Below are 21015 nucleotides of genomic sequence, written 5' to 3' on the forward strand. Positions count from 1 at the left end.
ATATTCCCCTCCGTTGCATAACTGAATTGTAAGCTCTCGCGCGTTCCTATACTTTTGCTTCAGTTAAAAAAACTAAAGAAAATGATGAAGCAAAAAGTACAAACAGGATTCATACTAGGTATGGTTTTCCTATCAATAGCTGCGTTTGGTCAAACAAAAGGGTCAGAATTTAAAAAAATAAGCGACCCTAAAAAAACTACCAAAACCTATCTGGACCTGATGGTAAATGTGGTAAGTACAAATCTTAACTACGGCGGATCGAACAGCAGCCTGGCGGATTACAAGAAATCAGCGAACGGTATACAAGCCGGAGCTTCCTTTCAAGCAGGCATTACACCAGGGGTTTCGCTTGTTTCTGAGCTGTATTTTATAAAGAAAGGAGGCAAATTAAAAGCTAATAATCCTTTATCCGATAAAGAGTCCAGTATTCGTTTAAATACAATAGAATTGCCGCTGTTAGCTCGTTTTCATTTTGGTAAATTTTACATGAACGCCGGGCCATCTCTTGCCTATAATCTTAGTGGAAACAAGAAAATTGCTAATTTATCAACTAAACTCACTTTTGAAAATTCAAGTGAAGCATTTAAGCGTCTGGATGCTGGTATTCAAATGGGTGGAGGTATTGAGTTTCCGTTGAAACAAAGAAGAATTTCGTTAGATGTTAGATACTCGCATGGTTTAACCAACATCGCTTACGATCAGGAAATTTACAACAGGGCTTTGATGATTAGTGTACATTTTTCGAGACCCTGGAAAACAAATCCACTAGGAAGTAATCGAAATTCATAAATCAAAATATTCCGGGTAGTCCTGCCACTGTTTTGCAATCATTTTAAAAAAGAATGATGAGAAACTAAGTCCCGGTAACATTTATTATCCGGTGCAGCCTATTGTATGCTCTGTTCCTGTCATAGCCGCAAAAATTTAGGAACGCTACATTTTCAATCATTGCAACTGCGGTTTCTTTTGCTATTCCAATTCCCGGTTTTATGATGAAAAAACTATTTCGTGATAATACGGCAAACCTGCTTCTAAAATTTTTCATTTCATAAAAAAAACCTTAGAAATTTAAAAATGAATGCAAACATAAATACCGCTACCTTAACAGCCAATACAACGGATCGTGCCCCGTTGAGCGCATTGCGGAAGACATCGTTAGTTGCCGGCGTACTTTACCTGCTCACCTTTGTTTCCATTCCCACTCTGGCGCTTTATAGTGCCATACACCAACCTAATTACATCGTTGGTGATGGTCCGGATACCGCCGTTATTTTCGGGGGTATCCTGGAGATAATCGTGGCACTTGCTGGCATCGGTACCGCTGTTACACTGTACCCCGTGCTCAAGCAGCAAAACGAAAGTCTGGCGCTAGGACTTCTTGCTTCCCGAATTCTGGAAGCCGGCACCATGTTCGTCGGTGTGGCCTTTCTTCTGTCGGTAGTAACTTTGCGACAGGCCGGTGCCGGAGCAGAGGTATTGGTTACTAGCCAGGCACTTGTTACCCTTTATGACCGCATCTTCCTACTTGGTCAAAGCTTTTTACCGGCGATAAATGACTTGTTGCTTGGTTTTTTGCTTTACCAATCACGCTTGGTGCCCCGGGTACTTTCTCTTATTGGAATTTTTGGAGCCGTTCCGCTCATAGCTGGCTATATCGGTGTGCTGTTTGGTAGTATCGAACAACATGCACCTATGGCAGGATTATCCGCGTTACTAGTCGCAGTATTTGAATTTTCGCTGGGCATCTATCTCGTTCTTAAAGGCTTCAAGCCTTCAGTAATTACCGATCAATTTTTTAAATTATTTAACCAGACCACCGTTAATAAAACTTATTCAAATGAAATTTTTTAAAAATTACAATTTATTTTTCCTGTCTGCTTTTATAATGTTTTACGCGAGCAGCGCCCAAATTAATAAACCGAAACTCGTTAACATTGATTCATTAATAAATTCTATTTCTGATAGTTTAAGCCTACATTATATTTTCCCCGAAAAAGCTGTAAGTATATCTGTTTACCTTCAATCGCAACTGAAGAAGAATGCTTATACCGGTTTGCTATCTAATCCTCAAAAGCGGGCTGAAAAAATACAGCAAGATATAAATAGCGTACACCATGACCCCCACCTGCGCCTAAAATTTGATACGGACTTTGTTTCCCAGAAAATTTATAAACCTACTTCTGAAGATATTAAGCAAGCTAAAAGATATTGGAAAGAAAATAATTACATGTTTAAAAGAGCCGAAGTACTTCCGGGAAACATTGACTATCTGCCTTTAAATTTGTTTGTGGATGATATAGAAGCTGCCAAACCAACCATTACGGCTGCTTTCAAATTTTTATACCATACCACTGCTTTGATAATTGATTTAAGGGAAAATATGGGCGGCAGCCCGGAAATGGTAAGCCAGATTGAAAGTTATTTTTTAAAAAAAAGACCCCCATGAATGATCTTATTAACCGCTCAACGAAAGATACTACTTTATGGTATGCTGACCCTGCTAAATCCGACAGTTTAATTCTTTCTATGCCTCTTTATATTTTAACCAGTCAGCACACTTTTTCGGGAGCAGAAGATTTTAGTTATGGAATGCAAATTGCAAAAGAGCTACGGTGATAGGTGAAACAACCGGTGGTGGTGCACATCCCCAAATGCCGTTTTCGGTTGGTCAGGGCTTCGTAATTTTTATACCATTCGCCCGTTCTTTTAATTCCATTACGCAAACAGACTGGGAAGGAAGAGGTGTCATTCCGGATGTAAAAACAACAGCCCTAAAAGCATTAATTAAGGCCCAAGACCTTATATTCCGGAATTTATTATTAACAGTCACAGATCAAAAAGAGAAAAACAAATATGTATACTACATAAATTCTCTACTGGTAAACGATTCGAATAAACTACTCCCTTTAAATCAATTAGTTCTCTTTGCAGGAACTTATGGCGGGTTAAAAATTTACCTAGAGAAAAGCCAACTTTCTTGTAAAAACAATAACAACGGAGGTGCTGTTTCAGAATTAAAACTGCTATCTAACAAACTGTTTGTACTCGATAAAGATGCCCAAATAAAATTCATAAAGAACCGCAAAGGACATTATTCAGCGATAAAAATATTCGTTAACGATGGAAGTGTTTTTGAAGAAAAAAGAACCGATAATCCCCTTTAAATAAGAGTACCAAATGATAGTGGTATTGCAAATTTTACGATTTAAATTTTAACAACTAAATAAATAGTTATGATAATCAGCATTACCAAACAAAAAATATTAAAATCTGTATGGGCAAGAATAATTTTCGGCTTAATTATCTGCCTGGCATCAATAATTATCGGGCAACAAATATTCCTGAAAATACCCGGTATAGATCTACTACAAGCAGATTCAAGAAATCTTATCAAAGGTATCTTTGTTTCCATTTTAGCAATTAGCAGTTACTGGCTTTTTTACAGTAACTACGAAAAGAGAGCCATTAGGGAATTGTCGGTAAACGGGTTTGGAAAGAAATTATTTGCAGGAATATTAATTGGCAGTGGTTTACAATCCCTTACTATTTTGGTGATTTCTGTTTATGGCAGTTTTAAGATTATTGCTATTAATCCGGTTTCAACCATGATTATCCCCTTTACCGTTGCATTTACGGTTGCTATAATAGAGGAAATACTGCTGAGGGGAATTGTATTTAGAATTACAGAAGAAAAATGGGGCAGTACCATTGCGTTAATTATTTCGGGGGCAACTTTCGGGGGCTTACATTTGGTTAATCCTCACGTTACATTATTATCGGTTCTATGCGTAACAGTTGTAGGAGTTTTGCTGGGTGCAGCCTACATGTATTATAAAAACTTATGGGTGCCCATAGCTATTCATTTTGCCTGGAATTTTACTCAGAACGGAATTTTTGGCGCTATTACATCGGGAAACGAGAAAACCAGTAGTCTTTTAACATCAGAAATTAATGGTCCGAAAATTTTAACCGGTGGACAGTTTGGACCAGAAGGGTCGATACAAGCCGTATTGCTTTGTTTTATTGTTGCAATGGTTATCATTAGGCAACTACATAAACAACATAAATTAGTTAAGTTTCTTTAGTGTTTCAGATTATCCAGACGCAACAAAATTTAAGGTTTTTAATGCTATCTCCCGAATAAGCCCCTAAACAAAGTAGCTATTACCGCTAATCTTATTTTATCTCCCACAAAGCTCTTAGTAAGGATAATTTTTACTAAAAACTTAATTCCGCGGCTCACCACCCGGACTGAAACCCCGATTGCCGGGTCCGAACCCATCGTTGCGCCGTTGGTTGTTTTCGCGATTGCCGGGTCGGAAGTTACCATCCGAATTATTATTGTTAGAGCCCTTATAATTGCGGATAGTATAGGTAAAAGTAAGCATAAAATACCGGCGCAGCGTTTTGGTTTCGGTATCTTCAATGTAAGTAGGATAAATATTCCGCTGGATGCTGTTATTCTGATTAAGTAAATCGTACACGAGCAACCGAAGGTCGCCGTTTTGTTTTGGAAAGAATTTTTTACCCACGCTCAAATTCCATAAACTGTAGCTCTGGTTAAAACTACTGCTTAAGCCGGAGTAAATTCGCTGCGTAAAATCAGTTTGCAGCACCAAGCCTTTGCCAAATATCCAGTTTAAACGGGCCCGGTTATTTACGATAACGTAATTGGTATTTTGGTCGGGAGCCGCCGAGTTTTGCGTGAGGCTAAGATTGCCATTTGAGCCAACCGTAAAATCGAGCTTTTCGCTGATATTACTGCTTATCGAAAGTCCTAAGCCGTAAGTCTGGGTGCGGGAAAAATTAAGTAAACCATTAAAGTATCCAGGGTTTTTATTAAAACCGGCGTTAGCATCTACGTTTACGTTGCTTTTAATTGCTTTAATGGGCAAACCATAATTTAAAAAGCCATTGACATTGTACTGGCCGTTTAGGTTGCGCGGTCGGGTTATCTGTTGATTTTTAACTAAGGTATCGCCAAAAATAACGGTAGTAGTATCGGCAATAATAGTCTCGTTTACGATGGCATTCTGGTTTATTGCCCCATTAAAACCCACAAAAAAAGTACTGGCTTTTTCGAGGTTAGCAGCGCTGTACCGAATATTGGCAAAATGCCGGTAATATTGGTTTAGGTTGGGATTACCTACTGTAAACCGCAAAGAATCGTTGCTGATGGTGGTTACATCTTGCAATTGTTCCACTGCCGGCGGGTTAGTGGCGCCGGAATAAAACAACCGGAGATTCTTTTGCTTGTTAATGTTATAACGGAAATTGGCGGAGGGCACCACATTATGAAAGCCTCGAGAAAATTGATTTTTCGTTAGATACTCCCGTTTATTGTTCAATTCCGAATATTGGTACGAACCATTTAGGTTTACATTTATTTTATTATCCGGAGTCCGGAGGCGATAACCTAAGCCTAATCGCTGCTGCGGGTTTTCGTTCACAAAAGTATTCGAAAAACGCGGATCAAAGCTGGTGTATCCTTCGTCGGGAATAAAGTTATAAGCCCTTCTATCCGATTCGTTACGCTGAATAATACCCGAGTAATTTAATTGCAACTGACTAAACTTGGTTAACGGTTCCGAATAAGTAACCGATGGATTCAGGCTCCAGCCTTTCACTGTTTGGTCGTTACGCTGGTTGATAGCTATATCTTCCGTGGAATTAAATTGTTCGGTGGCCGTTTGGTTGTAGGCGTCGGTGCTGCGGTTATTGAAACTGGTGTTTAAACCAATCGTTAACGAGCGGCCTCTTTTCGCAAACTGGTGCCGAAAATTAAACTCGTTATTAAAATTAATTCCTACAGCATCTGATCTACTCTGCCCCACCGTGCGGGTTACGGCGGTACTATCCAAGCCTAACGTTCGCGTTAAATCGGTATTGGCAGCCCGGTTTTGCAAGCTTAGCCGCGGCCGGATAAAAATGGTATTGGCCGAATCCAGCTCGTACTCCAATCGAAAATTAAACCGGTGATTGGAGTTTTGAGTAACGGCATTGGTAATCGAGCTTTCATTGTTGTACAATCGGCCCGGATTCACAACGTATTGTAAAAAGGATTTTTCGAAAGCATCGTTATCGGTGTAATTTCCAAAATAACTGCCGCTTACTTGTATTTTCTTTCCCCACTCGTCGGAATAATTAAGGCCGGCCGAGTAGGTCTGGGTAATCCCATTCGTTTGAGGTACGGCAAAACCGGCATCGCCCCCGTTTCCGCCCCGGTCACCACCACTTCCCCGGTTGCCTCGTCCGCCCTGGCCGCTACCATTACTTACGCCAATCAAATCTTCGCCGGAAAAATTCTGTTGATTAATGGAATTAGATTGTCCTAAAATAGTAAGCCTTTGCCCGGGTTTAAACATATTTATACTTCCGCCCGCCTGGTAACGCCCATCCGTTCCAGCGCCCGCGTATACCCGTCCAAACTGTCCGTTTCGCCGGTCAGTCCGGGTAACAATATTTAATGTTTTTACCCGGGTACCATCATCAAAACCGGAAGCTTTAGATTGTTCGCTTTGCTCATCAAAAATTTGAATTTTATCAATTACCTCGGCGGGCAAGTTTTTTAAAGTGGCATTTACATCATCGCCAAAATACGTTTTACCATCTACCAGCACCCTCTGCACGTTTTCGCCTTGTGCTTTTACCTGACCATCCTGCACGCTGATACCCGGCATCTTCTGCACTAAATCATCGGCGTTGGCATCCGGGTTGGTTTTAAAAGCTTTAGCATTTAACTCGGTGGTGTCGTTTTTTTGTACGGCCGTGGGTGTTTTACCAATTACCTGAACTTCTTTTAACTGCCGGGCATCCGCTGATAAAGCAATATTTCCTAGATTAACAGGGGCGTTGCTAATACTAAGATCTCGTTCTAGTGTTTGATAACTAAGAAAGGAAATTTTAAGGTGGTAACGCCCCGGGTTTAATTGAAAAGCAAATTTACCCGCAGTATTGCTGATTACTACCGATTGCACCGAATCTGGTAACCGGGTAAGTAAAACGGAAGCGCCGGGAAGTACCGAGTTATCTTTGGCATCCACAATGGTGCCTTCCAATAGAAAAGATTGGCCGAACACCTGGAAAGTTACTATAGTCAGTAAGAAGGTAAAAAGTATTTTCATAGCATCAGAAACGGAACTTGGTTTCCTTAGATGCTTAGAAATGAATAAAGTTTAACGCGCTGATGATTTTTATTAAATAAAAATTATTTGTCAAAACCTGGTTAGCACTATCCGGAAACTCAGCTAGTAGGAGTAGCTAATTATATTTGGTAAAAGGAGTAAATAAGGAAGAGATTTACAACCAGAACTTTTTTAACTTGATGTAATTTTCGACGACTTCGGGAACCATGTAGGTAATGGATTTACCTTGGTGTACGCAATCGCGAATGAAGGTAGCGGATATATCCAGCAAGGGCGCCGGTACTAATTTTACTTTCGGGTGATTTTTTAGCGGCGAAGGAGGAGTGCCGGAACGGGGGTAAACGTAAATTTGAAAAAACTCCAGGATTTGTTCGTAGTTTTTCCACTTCGGGAAAGAAGGCAAATTATCTTCTCCCATAATCAGGACAAACTCATAAGAGGGATATTTTTCCTGCAGGTAGGTAAGCGAATCGACCGTATAGCTCGGTTTAGGCATTTTAAATTCAATATCCGATACGCCCAACCGGGAATTAGTATCAATGGCCAGGTTCACCATATGTAAGCGATCAAATTCGTGCAGAAGGGAAGTACTTTTTTTGAAAGGATTTTGGGGCGACACTACCAGCCAAACCGCACTTAAATCGGTATTGTTGGCCATGTAATTGGCTAAAATTAAATGGCCGGTATGGATAGGATTAAAAGAGCCGAAAAGCAGGCCTACTTTCATAGTACACTGTCTTCCACTTCAATAAATTCGTTTACTAATTTTTCCGCTTTCCGGAAGGCATCTTCCAAGTTATCGTTTACAATAACCTTATCAAACTTGTTTTCGAAACTTAGTTCAAACTTAGCTTTAAATACCCGACTGGATATACTGGAGGCCGAGTCGGTAGCCCGGGCAACCAATCGTTGCGCTAATGCTTCGATAGAAGGAGGTTTCACAAAAACCGCTAATGCGCGGTCCTGGTAAAATTCTTTGATATGCAACCCGCCTTTTACATCTACGTCCAAAATAGCGTGTTTCCCGTTACTCCAGATACGCTCAATTTCAGATTTTAAAGTACCGTAAAAAGCGCCTTCGTAAACTTCTTCCCATTCCACAAATTCATTGTTTTCAATTTTCTGCCGGAATTCTTCGGGGGTAATAAAATAATAATCCTTACCGTGTACTTCTTTACGGCCCCGTTTGTCGCGCGTGCAAGCGGAAATAGAAAAGCCTAAATGCGGATTTACTTGTAGAAGATGTTTTACAATAGTGGTTTTACCAGCACCGGAGGGAGCCGAAAAAATAATAATCTTACCTTGCATCCGAGGTTAAACAGTTTCATTTATGATGGTCTTGATAGAACCCATCAGATTTTGAGGCACAATTTTGCGCTTTATATTATCTTTTAAAAATAATTTTAACTGTTGATGCTTATCATGGGCCTTAAAACAATCCTGGCAGGTCTCCAGGTGGTTGAAAAAATAATGACGGTCTTCGGCGGTAGCTTCGCCGTCAATAATTACATCTAGTAATTCAACTACGCGTTCGCAGTCTGTTTTAGGCCCGTCTTCGGTAAGGGCGTGTTGCAAAGTAAAGCTTGTATTCATGGGCGTTGGGTTGGGTGCTTGCGAGTTCATACGTTCCGATTAGCCGGTTTAAACAGGGTGTTTTCTGTGTAACAAAAAATCCAAATAAAAATTTACAATTTCATATAAATATTTACTTTTTTTTATTCTTCTTCCTCATTGCCCTGGTACCCCATTGACCGAGCATATTTTTCAAGCTTTTCTTTCAGAAAGTTCCGGGCCCGGTGCAAGCGAGAGCGAACAGTACCAATGGGAATGTCCAGAATTTTGGCCATTTCTTCGTAAGTAAACCCTTCTAAGTCGCAAAGAATAATTACGGTTCGAAAATCGACGGGTAATGAATTTAACGCGCTGGCTACTTCATCCCCGATTAATTCTTGCACACTTTGCGACCGCATATCAGAGGTAGTGGCTATTTCCCCGTCGCCGTCTAAACCTTCGGAGTTATAGTACCCCTCTACTTCGCTGTAATCAACTTTAGCCGGTTGTTTACTTTTCTTTCGAAAATCGTTAATGAAAGAATTCTTGAGTATCCGGAACAGCCAAGCTTTGGCATTAGTTCCGGGCTCGAAGTAATCGAAAAACCGGTATGCCTTCAGATAGGTTTCTTGAACCAGGTCATTGGCATCGTCTTCGTCTAAGGTAAGTCTAAAAGCAAAATTATACAGCGGATCGATAATTGGCAGCAATTCCGCTTCGAACCGGGTATCTTTTTCTGCCTTGGTTAGCTGATTGCCTCTTTGCTCGCTCATTTAACTTAAATTGGATGTTAATACACTTATTTAACAGCTACCTATACGCAATTTTATAAAAATGTGTAACGTAGCTGGATGTTAGTAGTTACCAACGGAATAATGAGTACTTCGGATTTTACATATAATCCGGAAGTGCTATTATCCGTTTAGCTAATTGTACTCTAATAAGTAGAAGGTACGCAAACTGCCACAATTTAGATATTTCTACGTTATCCGGATTTTAAATTTGTTAAGTATTAAAAACGGCTGACTGCTTTTCCGCTTCTATTGGCAAATTATTTACTAACGTACGCTGTTCTTTTAAAATAATCAGCAACATGTAAAAAAACACAAATAAATTCAAACCACGTTGCAGTTCGAAAAAAGAATCTACGATCATGGCAGTGCCGGTAGATAACAAAAAAGTAGTAGCTAAGAAATCATTTTGCCAGATCCGGCGCCAGAACGGGGAAATAAGCACGTATAAAAATAAAAGTAATCCGATAATACCTGTACCCATTAACATGTGTAAGTATTGATTATGAATCATTACCTGATTCTCTTTTATTAATCCAAAGTCATGAATAGCATATTGCCGCCGCATTTCAGTTGCTATATCTGCTAACCCTACGCCTACTACCCAATTTCGTTTAATTACCGTAAAAGCGGTTTCCCAGGCAGCTAATCGCTGCGAAATAGAATAATAATTTATATCCTGGTGCTCCAAATACCGGGATATATCGGTCTGAGTATTCGCTACCCGCAGCCGTACGGATTCTAAAGAAATATACGCGATTACCGGCACAATAAGCAAGATAGCTAAAAGGCTCCCCCCCAGTAAATATCTTTTTTGATTTTTAATAAAAATGAAAATTTTAAAAACCAAAGTAACGTAAAGAGCCAGCAAACCGGTTCTATAAGCCAATACATGCATTGATACCAGTAAAACCAAAACGCAGAGTACGACTACGTATTTCTCCGTTTTTTGCCAGAGAATTTGCCGGTCCCGGAAAATGTAAACGCCAAAAAAAATGGCTAAAGTCATCATCACCCCAAAATGAATATGAAAGATGCGGTTAATGGTCGGCGGATTTTGGCTATGAATAATAAGCTGATTTTGAGCATCGATGTTACGCAGGTAGTGCACCATGGTACCAATGGTAATGGCGGTAGTAAGCAGCAAAAAAAGATACAATAAGGCGTACACTTGCTTGCTCTTTAAAGGGGGCAAGAGCCCACCGGCTAGCGGGAAAAATAACAAAGCCGAATACCGGTAGATTTGCTTTGTATAATTATGCATGTTCTCGGTGTAGATGACACTAATTAGTAATAAGCCATACATAGCGAATAAACCTATGGCAGAACGATTTTTTATTAATAACTGGCATCTTTCTTTAAGGTTAGGACGCGTAAGAGCAAATACAAAAAGTAAAGCCGGCGCCGCACTTATTAAAGCGCGGGAAAAGAAAAGTCCTACCAGGAAAAGTGCGCATAACCCAGAAAAAATTTGCTGCGTTTTTAAATCGCGCTGCTCCGCAGGTGTTCCAGCAGAAAGAGCAGAAGAATCCATATCAGAAGGTTTAATAATGGGTTAAACGTAGCTTTTTAAAAATGAACCTAGTCTTACTTAATTTATTTACAGCTAGTTCCGTTATGGGCAAATAATCGTAAAGATTTACTTAAAGTAGTTTTAATCAGAAATCAGCTCCGAAGAAGGCCACTTATTAATCTTGGCAAGCACCTGGGCAACGGTGATCTGTTGAATGCAAATGCAGCTACCCGGAACCTTCCGGCAGTCCTCGCAATTTTTAGGCATCACTAAGTAATCAGCATGGGGGCCAAGAGGAGCCCAACGCCCCGGGTGCATGGGTTTAATGGGCGGATACAAGCCTAAAGCCGGAACTCCCAGGCTGGCCGCCAGATGCAAAGGCCCGGTACTCGCTCCTACTAAGCCGGTGCAAACTTTGATTAAACTAATAAACTCCGTTAAATTTAATTTCCCGGTAAAATCGGTAATATACGCTTGGTTTTCGCGGAGCCATTCCTGTAACAACTCTTGCTCTGGCTTGGAACCACTAATTAGTACCTGCCACCCCTGCGCGTGTAGCTGACGAGCCAACTCGCCAAAGTGCGTTAAACCCCATTCGCGGGCACTACCTTTCGACTTTGGGTGCAAAATAATCTGCGGTTTATCTGTCTGTAAATACGCCTGCCATTTTTCCGGCAATGGCGGCACAACCGAGAAATCCAGGTACGTAATTACTTCAGCTAAAGCCGGAATTCTTTCAAGGCCAAGCGGCTGTAATAAAGCAAAGTTAAGCTGGCTCTCGTGGTACGGAGAATGACGGCGGCTTAAGGCTACTAATGTATTAACCGTAAACAGATGAAACCATCGGTTACGGGTACCAATCCGTTGCTTAATACCAGCCTGGCGGGCTAATAAAGCAATTTGTTTATTCGGGAAAACGTGAATAATACTATCTACCTGTTGATCTTTTAAAAGTTTTATTTTTTCTGGTTGAGAAAGCAATTGCATTTCATCCCAATTTAAAAACGCATCCACGTGCCGGCAACAAGCTACCACTGGTTTAGTATAAGTTCGTCCCAGAAACAGAACGCGGGCACCCGGAACATGCTGTTTCAGCCAACCGGCCAGAGGTAAAGTTAATACCACATCACCGATCGCATCAATCCGGCTAATCAGAAAAGTTGTAGAAGTTTTGTTGGAAGCCTTCATCTATTCGCCAGGTATAATTTGGCGTATTTCGCAAAAACGGCATACGCCGAAAGTACAGCCACGCAAAAACCAGCAAAACCATCGCGCCAACCCATTTTTAATAAATACATCTGAAAAAACTTAAACGGAGGTTTTACCAGCAAGGGCCACAATCCTGGTTTTTTGCCTTGTAATTTCAACTCCTGGCAAGCAATGGTAGTAAAATGGTTTATCTGCTTTAAATGATCTTCGAGGCTATGAAAAGAATAATGCAATAAATCGCCTTGCAACTGCCCCGTTGTTTGACCGGATTTTACCTGGTAAACTTCGTGCAGTAATAATCCTTCCCATTGTCCTAAATCCCGATTATACAAACGCAATTTTTTATCGGGGTACCAGCCACCGTGCCGAATCCAGCTTCCGCAATAATTGGTAAGTCGAGTCAAATAATAGCCGGCATGCTGCCAGTTTTCCTTTATAGCTAGTACCGATTTTTCCAGTTCGGGAGTTACTTCCTCATCGGCATCCAACGAAAGAATATGCGAAAAAGCTGCTTGCGAATTGGCAAAGTTTTTTTGATCAACATAACCAGAAAAAGCCCGCGAAACAAATCGAACCCCGTACCGGGCACAAATCGCAGAAGTATTATCCGTTGAAAAGGAATCTACTATTACTATTTCATCGGCTAATTTTTTTACGCTCTCTAAACAGCGGCCAATATTTTTCTCTTCGTTAAACGTAATAATCACTACTGATAATTTTACAGGCATCCAACTAAATTTTATTTCTCGGCTAAATTTGCGCGAATATCGGATTTTACTGGTTAGAATTGAAAAATTTTATCTAAATGCCTGTAATGTACTAAATCACATTAGTTAGGATTTTAAAGCGATAGGTTCCTTCGTTGAGACTTTTCCAGTCTCAATAGAACAGTGCGGATGCGGGGAAAAAGTAACCGGTTTGCCTCGTGCCTTGACCCCAGAACGCTAAAAGGCCCTCTGTAGCCAAACGGGTCTTGGTTGCTACTAGTTACTTACTATTATTTAGTAACTAGGCCGGCAAAATTTTTAACTAAAAATAAAAGAGCCAGATAATAATCTGGCTCTTGAAAAATATACTTGAAAAATAATCTGCGTAATTCGAGTAATCCGCGATTCTAGTAACGGTAATATTCAGGTTTAAACGGACCTTGTTTATCTACGCCAATATAAGCGGACTGGTGATCGGATAACTCTTCCAGTTCTACCCCAATTTTGGCTAAATGCAAACGTGCTACTTTTTCGTCGAGATGCTTAGGTAAAGTATATACCTGGTTTTCGTAGTTAGCAGCGTTGGTCCAAAGCTCTATTTGCGCCAATACCTGGTTGGAAAAAGAATTTGACATTACAAACGAAGGGTGACCCGTAGCACAACCTAAATTTACCAAACGGCCTTCCGCCAATACAATAAGGTCTTTACCGTCAATATTGTATAAATCTACTTGCGGCTTAATGGTGTCTTTGGTGTGGCCATAGTTTTTGTTTAACCAAGCCATATCAATTTCATCATCGAAGTGGCCAATGTTACACACAATGGCTTTATCTTTAAGGGTCCGGAAATGTTCTTCCCGGATAATATCGCAGTTGCCCGTAGCAGTTACTACAATATCCGCTTCCTTCACGGCATCCGTCATTTTCTTTACGGCAAAACCATCCATCGCGGCTTGTAAAGCACAAATGGGATCAATTTCGGTAACAATAACCCGGGCACCTGCTCCGCGTAAGGAAGCCGCCGAACCTTTACCTACATCACCGTAACCGGCAACCACGGCTACTTTTCCGGCCATCATCACGTCAGTCGCCCGACGGATAGCATCTACCAGCGATTCTTTACAACCGTATTTGTTATCGAACTTCGATTTAGTTACCGAATCGTTAATATTAATAGCCGGTAAAGGCAAAGTTCCGTTTTTCACGCGCTCGTACAAACGGTGAACCCCAGTAGTAGTTTCTTCCGAAATACCCCGAACACCGGCAGCTAATTCCGGATAATGATCCAGCACCATGTTGGTTAAATCACCGCCATCGTCCAAAATCATGTTCAAAGGCTGACGGTCTTCGCCGAAGAATAAAGTTTGCTCAATGCACCAGTTAAATTCTTCTTCGTTCATGCCTTTCCAAGCAAATACTGGTATACCGGCGGCAGCCACGGCAGCGGCAGCATGATCTTGCGTTGAAAAAATATTACAAGACGACCAGATTACTTCGGCGCCCAGTTCCACAAGGGTTTCAATTAAAACAGCCGTCTGAATAGTCATGTGCAAACAACCAGCAATGCGGGCACCTTTTAAGGGTTTGGAAGAACCAAATTCTTCGCGAATGGCCATTAGCCCCGGCATTTCGGCTTCGGCTAATCTAATTTCTTTCCGACCCCACTCGGCGAGTGAGATATCTTTAACTTTGTAGTTAAGAGCGGTTTCGATCATTTTTTTATAGTTTTGAAGGGCAAAGTTACAGAATAGGTTTATGAACTACAAAAACTCTACATAGTTAATAGCTTGAAACAGAACTTACTTGCTATTCCGCATTAGCCTATTAAAAGTTTTGTAATACAACAAATTTAACTTAAAAGAGTTCTGACCTTTATTCATTCAACTATTTAAAGATTTTTCATGCCCCGCGATTCCTCTCAACAAATACCGGAATTACAAGCGCTTACACCCGCTGAACAGGAATTTGTACAGGAGTACGCGCAAGCCGATCCGGCAACATTACTTTTGCAACAACACCGGTACCGAGGTTTGGCTATACCTAAATTAGTGCATTATATTCAGGCTCGCCAAAAAGTGAAACACAAATTACCGCTTTGGTACCAGTGTTTAGATATTGTTTATCCTCCTACTCTATCGTTAGAGCAAAGCTCTTCGGAGTTAACGGCCCAGTACAAAGCTGGTTTGGTAACCGGTAAAGTTTTAATTGACTTAACCGGAGGCTTTGGAATTGATAGTTTTTTCTTCGCCCAAAATTTTGCGCAAGTGCATTACGTCGAACAAAACCCCGAGTTAACGGCAATTGCCGCGTATAATGCCCGTTTGTTAGGGAACACTAATATTCAGTTTCATAATGATAGTGCTGCGGAGTATTTGCAAGCTTTTACCGGTCAAGTTGATTGGATTTACCTGGACCCGGCCCGGCGCAGCACCGCTAACCAAAAGTTACATTTCTTGAGCGACTGTGAGCCGGATGTTTTAGAGCTGTTGTCCCTGCTTTTTCAGAAAACAGAACAGGTTCTGCTTAAAACTTCCCCGATGTTGGATATTGAACAAGCTCGCCAGCAGTTAAGCAAAGTAAGTAAAATAATAGTTGTAGCCGTAGAAAACGAATGCAAAGAAGTATTGTATTTATTAAATGAAAAGGCACCTCCGGAGCCAGACTTGGAAGCGGTAAATTTATACGCACAGAAAGAACCTACCATTTTCCGGTTTAGTAAATCCGGGGAAGAAGCGGCTAGTATTACGTACTCCGAGCCGCTACCGTATATTTACGAACCTAACACCGCCATTTTAAAAGCCGGGGGCTTTAAGAGCGTAGCCCAACAATACAAATTAAATAAACTGCACCGCAACAGCCATTTATACACTTCCGAGAATTTAATTTTGGATTTTCCGGGCCGAATTTTTAAATGTTTAGCCGTTAGTAAATACCAAAAAAAAGAAATACTAAATTATTTACCGGAAAAAAAAGCCAATATCACGGTTCGTAATTTCCCGGAACCCGTAGCCGCTATCCGCAAAAAGTTGGAACTGCAAGAAGGCGGCTCTGTTTATTTATTAGCTACCACTGATATTCATCAAAAGCCTATTATTCTGGTATGCGAAAAAGCTTTGTAAATAATAGCCTGCGGCAACGTTCCGGTACAACCTTGTAATCCTTTCTTATTTGATTCAAAAATTTTACCTGGAAATTAAGCAGGTGATATTGGAAGGTTCCTACTGCGGGATTTTTATCTGGTAAATTTTAATAAAAAAGGCTTGCGCAACCGATTAATTGCATTTATATTCGCAACTAAATGATTGCAAATTAATTGAATTTATTTATGCGAAGAGACGTATTTCAGGCCATTGCCGACCCGACCCGGAGAGCCATTCTTAGCTTGATTGCCTTACAAGCTATGACTCCTAATGCCCTCGCGGAACATTTTGCCAGTAGTCGGCAAGCCGTATCAAAACACATTAAAATATTAACCGAGTGCGAACTCGTGAAACAGGAACAGGCCGGGAGAGAAATCTATTACAACTTAAATCCTCAGAAAATGCAGGAAGTAGATAAATGGTTAGCTCCTTTCCGGGCGCTGTGGGAAGACCGGTTCAACCAATTAGATACTGTATTACAAAACTTAAAAAATAAAAACCATGACTAACAACAAACAGACCGTAATCGCCAAAGATTTAGCCAACAAAAAGCTTAAAGTAGTAAGAGAATTTGCTGCCCCGCTGGAACAAGTATGGAAAGCCTGGACGGAAAGTAATTTATTAGATTTATGGTGGGCGCCTAAGCCTTGGAAAGCAAAAACAAAATCTATGGATTTTCGGGAAGGCGGCTTTTGGCTCTACTGCATGGAAGGCCCGGATGGAACCCAATCTTGGGCACGAGCCGACTTCCAGACAATTGTTCCCCAAAAAAGCTTTACTGCCGTGGACTCCTTCTGTGATGAAAACGGCAATAAAAATGCGGATTTCCCTAGTATGCACTGGAAGAATGAATTCAACTCCATCAGTTCCGGGACGAAAGTAGAGATTGAAATTTCCTTTACCGACGAAGCAGATATGACTAAAATTTTAGAAATGGGCTTTGAAGAAGGATTTACCGCAGCGCTTGGTAATCTGGACGAATTGTTCCTGAATCAGTTTTCAACTGGCGCCGAAAAAGTAGTTAGCTAGTCGCATTTACCAACTTTTATTCAAATTTAAAATCAGGATAAAGTTCTCCTTCCCAAATTTCTGATTTATTTTAGCGGTAGGTTTCTGCCCGGATTTTTCTTTTAAAAGCTGAAATCCGAGCAGAAACCTACCGCTTTTAGTATATTGACCAGTATAATTTAAAATACATTATGGAGGTAGAAATCAAGAAATTAAAAAGCCAAGACCTGAATACCTTTATAGAACTTATCCGCGTATTTGAAGATGTTTTTGAAATGAAAAATTTTATTCTACCCGACTCAAAACATCTTCAGCAATTATTAGCTCAGGATAGCTTTTTTGTATTTGTAGCCTTGGTAAACGATAAGGTGGTGGGCGGCTTAACTACCTATACCTTGCAACAATATTATTCTACTTTACCTGTAGTTTATATTTATGACCTGGCCGTTTTAACCAGCTACCAGCGCCAAGATATTGGAAGAATGCTGATTGCCAATTTAAACCAATACTGTAAAGAAATTGGGGTGCAAGAAGTATTTGTGCAGGCCGACGAAATAGACGATTACGCCCTGGAATTTTACCGAGCCACGGGAGGAACTGCCGAAAAGGTGGTTCATTTTACCTACCCTTTAATTTCTTCAGCATCTTAATTTTAAAAATAACCTTTCAGGTAGGGATCTATGCTTTAATTAAGCGGCATTTTCTATTTTAGAGTAGAAAACCAGAAAATAGGTACTCGAAAATAATAAACGGTTACCTCCTAATTAACTTTCCTTCCAATCACTTACTTTCTTCCGTTAATCATTTAAATTTAGTTGATTAAGTTACAACCCCATGCAACCTTTCCTTAAAAACCGGGGTCACTCAGGTAAGTCAGATTATCAGGAATGGCGCACTTAAAACTACATTTTAGCTCTTTGCTGGAGCTTTCTTAGTACCAGGTGCTATATTTTCTAATTCATAAAAATTTTAAATATGAAACTGTCAAAAACCTTACTGAGTGCCCTTTTGCTGGGTATAACGGTGCAGACTACCACCAGCTGCGAAAAAAAAGAGTTACCTCAACCTAATTCCGGAAAAGAGGAAAGCAGTAAAGAACAAGGAAAAGAGGCTCCCGTTAATTGCCCGGGTTGTGGAATGGGTTAAGCCGAAAAATTTTATAATCTATTCTTGTGCCAGAGATTTTACCTGCCATAGCCTGTAATTTAGATGCGGATATTCTGGCAGCGGCTTTGCCATTATTTGGAGAAAGCCGGATAGAAGCCATTGAATGGTCGTTTGATACCCTGTTTCGTACTGCTCAAATTCCGTCTTGGTTTTTAGAATTATTAAAAGCATTCAGTAACGAAAAAAGGCTGGTGGGGCACGGAGTATTTTTTTCGTTGTTTTCCGGCAAATGGTCCCCCAACCAACAAAATTGGCTCAAACAACTGCGGCAACTATCTTCGGAATTTGACTTTGACCATATTACCGAGCATTTTGGTTTTATGACCGGCCAAAATTTTCATTATGGTGCGCCACTTCCCATACCTTTTTCTAAAACTACCTTAGCCATTGGCCAGGATAGGTTAGCCCGCATTTACGATGCCTGCCATTGTCCGGTTGGCTTGGAAAATCTGGCTTTTTCTTATTCGTTGGACGAAGTAAAACAGCATGGTGAATTTTTGGAACAATTAATAACCCCCATTAACGGTTTTATCATCCTGGATTTACACAATCTTTATTGCCAGATTTATAATTTTTCCATTGCTTACGAAGACATTATTAATTTATATCCTTTACATAGAGTGCGGGAGATCCATATTTCCGGCGGCACCTGGCAGGATTCGAACGTAGCGCCAGCAAGAAAAATACGCAGAGATACCCACGATGAAGCCGTACCGAAGGAAGTTTTTCAGTTGTTGGATTGGACTATAGACAAGTGCCCCAATTTGAAATACGTGGTTCTGGAGCAACTCGGCAACGCTCTAAAAACTAAGGAGAGTAAGAAGATATTTTACCAGGATTTTTTAAAAATGGAAGTGATTGTTCAGAGTAAAAGTAATTCTCTGGCACCTCAACCTACCAATCTGTTTCTGCCTGACCTTCCTAATTTACCTACTACAATTATAGAAGACGAAAACCTACATCAACAACAATTACAGCTTTCGGCTATTTTAGAAAAAGCGCCTACGTATACGGAAGCTTTTGAATTACTCTTTTCTTCTTCCTTAGCGCACTCCGATTGGAAAATTGAAAGTTGGGAACCGTACATGCTCGAAACCGCCAGGAGCATTGCCCAAAAGTGGAAAAAGTAATCCTAAAAGGTTTGCGACAAAATTTACCAGCAATTTACTCTACCAGTTTTCAGTGCTTGAAACTATTTAACTATTCTGCAATTTAACTATTCAACAATCTATCATTTGGCCTTACTCGTCCAGGGACTACCTTGTACCCGGAAACGCCAAGGCAATAAAGCATCTTCGCCGGCATAATCTACTCCTACCCGCGGGCTGGCAATAATTTGTTCTTCCTGGATAATCTCACCTCGGTTTTCTAACCAAATTGTATCGCCGGTTAAATCGGTGCCGTAATGTTTTTTAGTGATTCCTAGAGCTAATGTTACCAACCCCGGACCAGCGGTTAATTTGGGAGTAACTTTGGTTTGGTTACGGCGCAACAGTATCTCCGGCAAACCTTCGATAGGTTCAATTGCCCGGATTAAGACCGCATCGGCTTTTTCGGCTTCGTTGGTAATAATGTTAAATAAGGCGTAAATACCATAAATAAGATAAACGTAAGCCACACCGCCCTCCTGGAACATGATTTCGGTACGAGCCGTACGCCGCCCGCTGTGCGAATGACAAGCCATATCGTTTTCGCCGCTGTAAGCTTCGGTTTCTACTATTTTACCGCCGGTAATTACGCCGTCTAAATTGGTAAATAAGTACTTACCTAACAGGTCGCGCGCAATTTGTACTACCCCGGCGCGGGTATAAAAAGATTTAGGAAGTTTGGGCATAACGTTGAAAATTTATTTTTAAAGTAAAAATAAGTGCCAGCAACCCATTTTAACAATTTCGTATTATATCCAAATACTGTTATTAATTCTGCTTTGATTATTGAATTTGATAATCATCTAAAAACGCACCATCTAAAATAGTAAACTATGAAAACTGTCTTTTCTATTTGCCTCTGCCTGATGGGGCTATTTGGCTGCCGTACTACTCGCGTTACCAACACCCAAGCCGCCGCTAACTTTGCTCTAACCAATTATAAAACCTTTAACTTTTACGAAATTACCGCCAATGGCGAACCCGTAGATCCGCAATACAATAATCGGATTACTATTTTAAAAAACGCCATTCAGGAACAGCTTACCCAAAAAGGCTTAACGCTGAATCAAACCAATCCGGATATACTTGTAAATATTGGGATAGTTACCACCGAAAAAGTACAAACCCGCCAAACCGATTTCCGGACCGATGCACCCCGGTACATTGGGCAATACCGGTATTCCTGGAAAAGCCAGCAAGTAGAAGTAGGCCGTTACCGCGAAGGTACCGTTTCGGTGCACCTGGTAGATCCAACTAAAAATGAATTAGTCTGGCAAGGGGTAATGGAAGGGATTATTCCGAAAAAAGATGCTGCTCTGCAACGAGAAGTAAATGCCGGTGTTATCGAATTGTTCAACAAATTATAATTCAGAAAGCCGGCTGGTTCCTCGCCGTTCCTCGGGTTAGTAGGTATTCTCAAACTTTTACTTACCTTTGTCTCGGATTGGTGACTTACCTGCCCTCGCAACGTAAGTCTTAAAAGGGAATCAGGTGTAATACCTGAGCTGTTCCCGCAACTGTAATCTTCTAATACCAGGTTTGTTTACTCCTTTTGCCACTGTTCTGCGACCAGAATGGGAAGGCCGAACAAACCGAAGAAAGCCAGGAGACCTGCCAGTCGAGTTTATGTTTCATG

Annotated in this window: 23 protein-coding genes and 1 riboswitch; of the genes, 13 read left to right on the plus strand and 10 right to left on the minus strand. The window is 40.8% G+C overall.

The genetic code is table 11. From position 1 onward, the window contains the following. The first annotated feature begins 81 nt into the window (after positions 1-81). The 6 genes from AHMF7605_RS13795 to AHMF7605_RS13820 all read left to right on the plus strand — a co-directional run bounded on the left by AHMF7605_RS13795 (position 82) and on the right by AHMF7605_RS13820 (position 4085). Positions 82-789 (plus strand): porin family protein, encoded by a 708-nt coding sequence (locus AHMF7605_RS13795; protein WP_106930226.1) that lies wholly within the window; start codon positions 82-84, stop codon positions 787-789. Between the two features lie 285 nt (positions 790-1074). Further along, positions 1075-1851 (plus strand): DUF4386 domain-containing protein, encoded by a 777-nt coding sequence (locus tag AHMF7605_RS13805; protein WP_106930230.1) that lies wholly within the window; start codon positions 1075-1077, stop codon positions 1849-1851. Next, positions 1838-2446 (plus strand): S41 family peptidase, encoded by a 609-nt coding sequence (locus AHMF7605_RS13810; RefSeq protein WP_106930232.1) that lies wholly within the window; start codon positions 1838-1840, stop codon positions 2444-2446. The genes AHMF7605_RS13805 and AHMF7605_RS13810 overlap by 14 nt, the downstream gene beginning before the upstream one ends. Continuing rightward, positions 2443-2616 (plus strand): hypothetical protein, encoded by a 174-nt coding sequence (locus AHMF7605_RS29740; protein WP_158267510.1) that lies wholly within the window; start codon positions 2443-2445, stop codon positions 2614-2616. Before AHMF7605_RS13810 ends, AHMF7605_RS29740 begins: the two co-directional genes overlap by 4 nt. Beyond that, entirely contained in the window at positions 2613-3164 is a 552-nt protein-coding gene (locus tag AHMF7605_RS13815; protein ID WP_106930234.1) for a S41 family peptidase, read from the plus strand. Before AHMF7605_RS29740 ends, AHMF7605_RS13815 begins: the two co-directional genes overlap by 4 nt. A 69-nt stretch (positions 3165-3233) precedes the next feature. Further along, entirely contained in the window at positions 3234-4085 is an 852-nt protein-coding gene (locus AHMF7605_RS13820) for a CPBP family intramembrane glutamic endopeptidase (RefSeq protein ID WP_106930236.1), read from the plus strand. 141 nt (positions 4086-4226) lie between these two features. Here the strand turns inward: AHMF7605_RS13820 and AHMF7605_RS13825 are convergent, their stop codons facing one another. The 9 genes from AHMF7605_RS13825 to ahcY all read right to left on the minus strand — a co-directional run bounded on the left by AHMF7605_RS13825 (position 4227) and on the right by ahcY (position 14631). After that, a complete protein-coding gene (locus AHMF7605_RS13825) occupies positions 4227-7124 on the minus strand; it encodes an outer membrane beta-barrel protein (RefSeq protein WP_106930238.1) in 2898 nt (965 codons plus the stop codon). 175 nt (positions 7125-7299) lie between these two features. Further along, positions 7300-7872 carry a nicotinate (nicotinamide) nucleotide adenylyltransferase gene (gene nadD / locus AHMF7605_RS13830; protein ID WP_106930240.1) on the minus strand — a complete coding sequence of 191 codons (573 nt, stop codon included), beginning with the start codon at positions 7870-7872 and terminating at the stop codon, positions 7300-7302. Next, entirely contained in the window at positions 7869-8453 is a 585-nt protein-coding gene (gene gmk / locus AHMF7605_RS13835) for a guanylate kinase (protein WP_106930242.1), read from the minus strand. The genes nadD and gmk overlap by 4 nt, the downstream gene beginning before the upstream one ends. A 6-nt stretch (positions 8454-8459) precedes the next feature. Continuing rightward, positions 8460-8768, minus strand: a complete 309-nt coding sequence (locus AHMF7605_RS13840; protein WP_106930243.1) for a zf-HC2 domain-containing protein — start codon at positions 8766-8768, stop codon at positions 8460-8462. Between the two features lie 92 nt (positions 8769-8860). After that, entirely contained in the window at positions 8861-9469 is a 609-nt protein-coding gene (locus tag AHMF7605_RS13845) for a sigma-70 family RNA polymerase sigma factor (protein ID WP_106930245.1), read from the minus strand. A 232-nt stretch (positions 9470-9701) separates the two neighbouring features. Further along, positions 9702-11021 carry an O-antigen ligase family protein gene (locus tag AHMF7605_RS13850; RefSeq protein WP_106930246.1) on the minus strand — a complete coding sequence of 440 codons (1320 nt, stop codon included), beginning with the start codon at positions 11019-11021 and terminating at the stop codon, positions 9702-9704. A gap of 120 nt (positions 11022-11141) precedes the next feature. After that, positions 11142-12188, minus strand: a complete 1047-nt coding sequence (locus tag AHMF7605_RS13855; protein ID WP_106930248.1) for a glycosyltransferase family 9 protein — start codon at positions 12186-12188, stop codon at positions 11142-11144. Continuing rightward, positions 12185-12937, minus strand: coding sequence for a glycosyltransferase family 2 protein (locus AHMF7605_RS13860; RefSeq protein ID WP_106930249.1), 753 nt, complete (start codon positions 12935-12937; stop codon positions 12185-12187). The genes AHMF7605_RS13855 and AHMF7605_RS13860 overlap by 4 nt, the downstream gene beginning before the upstream one ends. Positions 12938-13323: 386 nt before the next feature. Continuing rightward, positions 13324-14631 carry an adenosylhomocysteinase gene (gene ahcY / locus AHMF7605_RS13865; protein ID WP_106930251.1) on the minus strand — a complete coding sequence of 436 codons (1308 nt, stop codon included), beginning with the start codon at positions 14629-14631 and terminating at the stop codon, positions 13324-13326. Positions 14632-14817: 186 nt separating this feature from the next. On the opposite strand from ahcY, the gene AHMF7605_RS13870 reads away from it, so the two are divergent. The 6 genes from AHMF7605_RS13870 (at position 14818) to AHMF7605_RS13890 (ending at position 19361) form a co-directional block, all read left to right on the plus strand. Continuing rightward, positions 14818-16035, plus strand: a complete 1218-nt coding sequence (locus tag AHMF7605_RS13870; RefSeq protein WP_106930252.1) for a THUMP-like domain-containing protein — start codon at positions 14818-14820, stop codon at positions 16033-16035. Between the two features lie 206 nt (positions 16036-16241). Beyond that, positions 16242-16565: an ArsR/SmtB family transcription factor gene (locus AHMF7605_RS13875; protein WP_106930254.1), complete on the plus strand. Its 324-nt coding sequence runs from the start codon at positions 16242-16244 to the stop codon at positions 16563-16565. Further along, entirely contained in the window at positions 16558-17085 is a 528-nt protein-coding gene (locus AHMF7605_RS13880) for an SRPBCC family protein (RefSeq protein ID WP_106930255.1), read from the plus strand. The genes AHMF7605_RS13875 and AHMF7605_RS13880 overlap by 8 nt, the downstream gene beginning before the upstream one ends. Positions 17086-17255: 170 nt before the next feature. Further along, positions 17256-17714, plus strand: a complete 459-nt coding sequence (locus AHMF7605_RS13885) for a GNAT family N-acetyltransferase (RefSeq protein WP_199200237.1) — start codon at positions 17256-17258, stop codon at positions 17712-17714. Positions 17715-18039: 325 nt separating this feature from the next. Then, complete coding sequence (locus AHMF7605_RS29745) at positions 18040-18210, plus strand: chryseobasin-related MNIO class RiPP peptide (protein WP_158267511.1); 171 nt, start codon at positions 18040-18042, stop codon at positions 18208-18210. Between the two features lie 26 nt (positions 18211-18236). Then, positions 18237-19361 carry a multinuclear nonheme iron-dependent oxidase gene (locus tag AHMF7605_RS13890; RefSeq protein ID WP_106930259.1) on the plus strand — a complete coding sequence of 375 codons (1125 nt, stop codon included), beginning with the start codon at positions 18237-18239 and terminating at the stop codon, positions 19359-19361. 101 nt (positions 19362-19462) lie between these two features. On the opposite strand, the gene AHMF7605_RS13895 is transcribed toward AHMF7605_RS13890, so the two are convergent. Next, positions 19463-20065 carry a DNA-3-methyladenine glycosylase gene (locus AHMF7605_RS13895; protein ID WP_106930260.1) on the minus strand — a complete coding sequence of 201 codons (603 nt, stop codon included), beginning with the start codon at positions 20063-20065 and terminating at the stop codon, positions 19463-19465. Positions 20066-20212: 147 nt separating this feature from the next. Between AHMF7605_RS13895 and AHMF7605_RS13900 the strand changes: the two genes are divergently transcribed. After that, positions 20213-20746, plus strand: a complete 534-nt coding sequence (locus AHMF7605_RS13900) for a DUF4136 domain-containing protein (protein ID WP_106930262.1) — start codon at positions 20213-20215, stop codon at positions 20744-20746. A 61-nt stretch (positions 20747-20807) separates the two neighbouring features. Beyond that, positions 20808-21012, plus strand: a riboswitch (cobalamin riboswitch). The last annotated feature ends 3 nt before the right edge of the window (positions 21013-21015 follow it).

It is taken from the genome of Adhaeribacter arboris (assembly GCF_003023845.1).
GTDB lineage: Bacteria > Bacteroidota > Bacteroidia > Cytophagales > Hymenobacteraceae > Adhaeribacter > Adhaeribacter arboris.